Source organism: Pseudomonas sp. NDM, assembly GCF_003105095.1.
Lineage (GTDB): Bacteria > Pseudomonadota > Gammaproteobacteria > Pseudomonadales > Pseudomonadaceae > Aquipseudomonas > Aquipseudomonas moraviensis_A.
Genome location: NZ_QETJ01000240.1, coordinates 1 through 5364, shown reverse-complemented (window position 1 = coordinate 5364; position 5364 = coordinate 1). Strand labels below are relative to the sequence as shown.

The 5364-nt window shown below is 58.0% G+C and carries 5 protein-coding genes; all 5 read right to left on the bottom strand.

The window, feature by feature from the left end:
* Nucleotides 1-328: 328 nt before the first annotated feature.
* On the bottom strand, nucleotides 329-1927 hold the full coding sequence (locus DCO47_RS25520; RefSeq protein WP_116659196.1) for an ATP-dependent endonuclease: 1599 nt from the start codon (nucleotides 1925-1927) through the stop codon (nucleotides 329-331).
* A 33-nt stretch (nucleotides 1928-1960) separates the two neighbouring features.
* Complete coding sequence (locus tag DCO47_RS25515) at nucleotides 1961-2470, bottom strand: hypothetical protein (protein ID WP_256590259.1); 510 nt, start codon at nucleotides 2468-2470, stop codon at nucleotides 1961-1963.
* Nucleotides 2471-2478: 8 nt separating this feature from the next.
* Complete coding sequence (locus DCO47_RS25510) at nucleotides 2479-2994, bottom strand: hypothetical protein (protein ID WP_064362458.1); 516 nt, start codon at nucleotides 2992-2994, stop codon at nucleotides 2479-2481.
* On the bottom strand, nucleotides 2991-3698 hold the full coding sequence (locus DCO47_RS25505) for a hypothetical protein (RefSeq protein ID WP_236705243.1): 708 nt from the start codon (nucleotides 3696-3698) through the stop codon (nucleotides 2991-2993). Before DCO47_RS25505 ends, DCO47_RS25510 begins: the two co-directional genes overlap by 4 nt.
* A gap of 247 nt (nucleotides 3699-3945) precedes the next feature.
* Entirely contained in the window at nucleotides 3946-5241 is a 1296-nt protein-coding gene (locus DCO47_RS25500; protein WP_116659194.1) for an OprD family porin, read from the bottom strand.
* Nucleotides 5242-5364: the final 123 nt, after the last annotated feature.

Here is a 5364-nt window from a genome sequence, read left to right as displayed (position 1 = left end):
ACGGCTCCGACGGGAAGTGACGGAACGAGTTAACGCGACTTGGCGTGAATGCACACCTGTCAGACTTGACAGGTGTGCGGTGATATCCGACGAGCGGTCGCCTTTCCGGACGCTGCGCCCGAGAAAGCTTCGTCGGTTGCAAGCGCCTTACGGCGGTGACGGCGTCGCTTAACGGTGGTTGCGTGGAGCCGGGTGGGCAGAGGTAATGATCGAGGGTGCGATCTCGTCAAGGCAGGACGGGTCCTTGTCGCATGAGAAATCCATGGCGCTGCGCGAGCGAGCCTGCCTGATCAGGCGCTCGTTGCCGGAGCTTCAGTGCCCAGGCAGTTCAGTTGCATTTGCGAATGAATGTGCATAGCTCATCAATGCGCTCGCCGAGGTCCAGAACCGAATAATCTGGCTTGTACTCACTGCTGATCTTCGCCGCGACCTTGACCTTGTTGGCCACGGTTTTCTTGCGTGCGTGAAGCTTCTTGTATTCCAGGGCATTGGCCCAGATCGACTGGGAAACGATGCGTTTGGCAGTACGGTGAACTTGCTTGATCGCCACTTCCATATATTGGGGGGCGATGTAGTTCTCGATTTCCCGACCCTTGGTGACCCAAGCGACGCCGCCGTTAGCCTGGATCTCTTTAATCACGCGCTCTTTGGTCTTGCGCAGTTTTCCCTTGGCGCTGGATTTATCGCTGTCGATCAGAATCGCCGAGTTTCTGTTCAACGACTGCAGATTGATGAAGTCGGCACTGTTATCTTCACTGTCGTCTTCGTTTTCTTCCGCTACGCCGAGGTGGCTCAGCAGCCTGCCGCCGTAATACATGACCGAATAGTGAATACCTTCAACTAGCTCGGGGGCACGGCCTGCCAGCCAGTAGTTGAGATACGTACGGTCTGAGGGCCCTTCAACCCAGACGATGCAGTTGGCCTGCAGGATATCCGACGCCAGATAGCCCAAACGATCAAGAATGTCGCGCCGATCGGGCTGGCTCTTGATATGGCTTCCGCACATCTCGAACAACGTTAGTTTGTCTTTCGCCGCGATATTGATGACGGTCGCAGAATGCGTGCTGATCAGCAGTTGTTGATGGCGTTCGGTGGCAATTTCGATCAGGGAATCCATCACAAACCTGAGCATTTTCGGATGCAGGTGACTTTCCGGTTCCTCCAGCAGGCAGATGGCATGCTTCGGGCAATTTCGCAGCCAGGCGGCCATCAGCGCATAAGACTTCCAGCCTGTGGGAAGCCAGCTCACGGGTAGTTGGTTGGGCATTTTGGGGTCGTCCTTGATCCACACCGACAAACGACCGTCCTCGCCGAGCTGGAAAGTGCCGTCGTCAATCAGCGTGGCACCGAAACTCCCTTGCCGATCAGTCGCCAGGCTGCACAGAAACGGCTTGCTTTTGTTCAGTTCCGCGACAGCGTCTTCGCTGAATTGATCTTCGAGCGTCATGCCGTTGCGGTAATGAATATTGGCGTATTCGTAAAAACGCGGTACGGGTGAAAACAGGGCGTGCTTGTGCAGGTCGCTGGAACGCACATAGTGTTTTCGTTGGCTGGGTATGAGCAGGAGCTGACTGCACGCGACGTTTTCAATGCAGTCCAGATCCGGGTCGAACGTATTTCCGGAAAAGAAGTACGACCAATTGTCGTCATTATCAAAGCTGATGCTGTAGCCGGGCAGAATCTGTCGCGGCGGATTTTCCCGTGGGAGCGAGGCCAGTATTTCCGGGTGTTTCAACGCCCTGACCATGTCGATGACGGTTGATTTACCCGAGCCATTCTCGCCAATGAAAACATTGATATCGCCAAGGGTGATCGCGCCGCTCTGCTGCAGTGCTTGCCAGTGCGACATGAGGTCATTGGCGTTAACCGTTTGGCTTGGCGTGTTGAGCGTGCGTATGGCCGACAGCCAGATGTGCTTTATCTTCATGGGGTAGAACGGCCTCCTGGCCTTGAAAAAACGCTAGTGGCTGTAAGGAATCAGCCGGTCCCGATCCATCTCGCGCAATAACTGATCGAGCATCTGCCGTTTGTTTTCAAACGCTGGAATCGGCACGTACCATGCCAATACGCTCCAGCCCTCGCGCGAGTAGTTGTAGGTTTTGAGCAGTTGACCATCCTTGAAGACCGAGCCGCGCAGGTTGTCCTGGTAGTGGTAGGGCATCGGGAAGGTGAACAGTGTGAAGACGTTGACCAGCGCCAGCCAGTTGACATTGCCGTCACCGGGTTCGGTGATCAACAGGCTGTAGCCGTTGCGGGTGTAACCGCCATCGAGCATCGAGAACGCGCCGGTTTTTTTCAGGACGCTGATGGTTTCGCGCTGATGCTGCTCGTCGATGCGCGTATACGCCGGCCCCATGCCGAGCGTGACCGGCACATAGGCTTGGTCGGCATGGTAGTCGAGCGGTTGCAAGGTGTTGGCGCAGCCGCCCAGCATCAGTGAGGCGCAGAGCAGGCCAGCGACTCTCATCATGGCGAGATTCATTGCGCGACTGCCGGGATCAGCCGGTCTTGCTGCACATCCTGCGCGAAGGCGCGAGCGATGCGGCTGAGGTTCTGTTCGCGCATCTCACCGCCCTGATCCAGCAGCCAGATGTATTTTTCAGTGGTGTTGCGATAGGTGTATTGCTTCAGGCGCTTGTCACCCTGGAACACGGTGAATTCGCTTTGCGTGTCGAATTCGTTCGACAGCGGCAGCAGGAACAACGTCGCGCTGCTCAGCAGGATGACCGGAAACGCCGGCAGGTGACGCTCCACATTGAGTTTGACCTGCACGCTGTACTCGTCAGCTTTGCCGCTGCCGGTTTCGATGGTGCGGAACACGCCGGTCTGACGCAGGTGGTTGCGCAGGCTGGAGCCGTTTTCCGGGTCATCGACGATAACGTGAATCGGCTGCAGATAATCTTGACCGTCCGCGAGCGTGCGCTCTGGCAAGGTGTTGGTGGCCGCGCAACCGGTCAACAGAGCGGCGGCGGTGAGGGCGATGACTGTTTTCATGGTTTGGCGTCCACGGCCGCACCTGGAGTAGGGCCGGTAAAGATGTAGGGCTCAGCGTTTTTCAGGTCGAGCTTCAGCGGTTGCAGGGTTGGCAGCCCTGGGGTCATGCGCTGAGCGACGGCGGCATCGCGGGCGTTTTGATCATTCCAGCGGAACGCGCAGAATCCTGCGGTCATGCAAAACGAACGGAACTCACCGATGTAATAGGCCTTGCCGGCTTCAAGGCGCATCGGCAGGTTGAATTTCTCGCGGGCCTCGGCTGAGGTGAAAACGGTGCCGAGCCCTGGTTGGTAGCGTGCGGAAAAGAACTGGAAATCATAGAACTCGTAATCGCCCGGCTTGAGCGGCAGCACGAATACGCTCGCTGCGCCGACTCCGTCCTGAATATCCTGCGGCGTTGAGTAAGCGCCGGCCATTTTCCAGACACCGGCGGCCCCGTACTCCGAACCGCGTTTGCGGAAGAAGATTCGCTGGTTATCAGCAGCGGACTGCTTGAGAGATTGCGGCCCGATTGAGCCCACGAGGTAACTGACTGGCTCGCTGGCCTTGGGTTGCAAGGGTTCGCTGACCCATGAGGCGCTTTCGGTAATGCAGCCGCTGAGCGTCGCGGCGAGCACAACGGCCATGCCGAGTTTGAATAACTGGAACATGTTCATCCCTGAATCCGGGTGTGTTGATTGACTACAAACAGGAAGGTCAATCAATGCCTTCCTGGCTTGGCTTTTTTTGCGGGTGCGCAGGATAAGGGAGGTGATGGCATTTGGCTAGCGGTGATCGCCGTGCTGCAAGGATAGATTCGGCTACTGTTTGGATGGGAAACGCATCCGATGTAGGAGTGAGCCTGCTCGCGATGGCGTCCTCCCGAGAAATTGGTGTTGACTGACACACCGCTATCGCGAGCAGGCTCACTCCTACATGGGGCCGTATTGCAAAGGGACGTGAGTGTTTCTTTCAGAAACCAAGTGGGTACTGGACGACCACGTAAATCCGGTCAATGTCATCGCCAGCCTGCGCTTCGTTGGCGCGGTGGGTGACGTGGGAAAGCTGTACCGACAAATCCTTCGCGGCACCGGACTGGACGATGTATTTCAGGTCGATGTCGCGTTCCCAGTGCTTGCCGCCATCACCCTGTTGCGGTTGATAGTCGCCGCTGTCGGCGTCGAACGGGTTGTACGCGCCGCCCTTGGGGGCGTGGGTGCCGTCGATGTGGCTGCCGCGGACGTAGCGGGTCATGAAGTTCAGGCCGGGAATGCCGAAGGCGCCGAAGTCGAGATCGTAGCGGGCTTGCCAGGAACGTTCGTTGGCGCCATTGAAGTCGGCGTATTTGATCGAGTTGGCGAGGTAGATCGAGTCGCCGCCAACGAAGTCGAACGGCGTGTCGCCGTTGATGCGCTGCCAGCCGAGCATCACCGCGTGGGGGCCGAAGCTGTATTTGCCGGATAGGCTGAACGCGGTGTTATCGATCTCGCCGGCCAATGCGCGGCCGGTGTCGCGGGTGTGGTAGAGGTTGGCGTCGAGCAGCACGCCGGACTGTTTGAAGTGCAGGTTGCCGTAGTACTGGTGCCAGGTGTCGCTTAGCTCGGAGGCGTAAAGTGCGCCGCCGATGGGGCTTGCGCCGAACAGGTCGGCGCCGATAAAACTGATCCCGCCGGCCTCGGTGTTGGCGCCATAGCCGTAGAAATCACCTTTGCCCGATGAGCTGTCCTGGTTCTTGAACGCGGTGAAATGTCCGGCGACCAGATTGACGTCGTCGAACTCGGCGCTGTTGAGCAGAAAACCGGTGGCGTACTCCGGTTGCAGGCGTTTGTCGGAGGTGTCGAAGACCGGGTTCTCTACGGTCATTTCACCGAAGGCGAGGGTGGTACGGGAGACTTTCAATTTGAGCGCACCGCCGGCGCTGGAGTAGTCGTGTTCGCTGCGACCATCGCTGTCGACCGGAAGCAGACCCGTGCCCGAATGCCCTTTGCCACCGTCGAGTTTCAGCCCGGCGAAGGCGTGGGCATCGATGCCGAATCCGACTGTGCCCTCGGTGAAACCGGATGAGAAGTTACCGATAAAGCCTTGAGCCCATTCCTGTTTGTAGTTTTTTCCGGAGGGTGCAAGCGAGCGGTAGTCGTTGCTGAGATAGAAGTTGCGCAGCAGCACGTCGCTTTTGGCGTCGTCGAAAAAGCCGCTGGCGTGGGCGGTGCCGGTCAGACCGCAGAGCATGGCAAGCAGGGTGAAACGGAAAGGGGCGCGGTTGATCATGGTCAGGGCCGGTGGCGATTTGGATGGCGAAATATCGCGGTGCAAAAGCGTGGTCTTCGATGCGGGTGATGTTGCCGACGCGGTCGTAGAAGTACTCGAGGTCTTGCAGGACCCCACGTTCTT